Consider the following 609-nt stretch of genomic DNA (forward strand, 5'->3'; position numbering starts at 1 on the left):
CGAGAATGTCGAGGGCACGGTGCTGAATATCGCGAAGGACTATTCGCACATCCTCGCGCCCGCGACGGCCTATGGCAAGAACATCGCCCCGCGTATCGCAGCGCATCTTGACGTCGCGCAGATCAGCGACATTACCGCCGTCGACAGCGCCGATACCTTCGAGCGTCCGATCTACGCGGGCAACGCCATCGCGACGGTGCAATCGAGCGATCCGATCAAGGTCATCACGGTCCGTGCAACGGGCTTCGATCCGGTGGCGGCGGAAGGCGGTAGTGCATCGATCGAGAAGATCGAAGCGGCAGCCGACGCTGGCATCTCGTCATTCGTCAGCCGCGAAGTCACGAAGCTGGATCGGCCGGAACTGACTTCGGCTTCGATCATCGTTTCAGGTGGACGCGGCCTCGGCAATGGCGAGAACTACACGAAGGTGCTCGAACCGTTGGCCGACAAGCTTGGCGCCGCAATGGGCGCATCGCGCGCGGCGGTCGATGCCGGTTACGTGCCGAACGACTATCAAGTGGGTCAGACGGGCAAGATCGTCGCGCCGCGGTTGTACGTGGCGGTCGGCATCTCGGGCGCGATTCAGCATCTGGCCGGGATGAAGGACAG

The 609-nt window shown here is 62.9% G+C and carries 1 protein-coding gene; it reads left to right on the plus strand.

Annotation, left to right across the window (positions count from 1 at the left end):
* The coding region (locus QCE79_RS33440) for an FAD-binding protein (protein WP_309851784.1) at positions 1 to 609 on the plus strand (609 nt) is incomplete at both ends.

Source organism: Caballeronia sp. LZ003 (assembly GCF_031451465.1).
GTDB lineage: Bacteria > Pseudomonadota > Gammaproteobacteria > Burkholderiales > Burkholderiaceae > Caballeronia.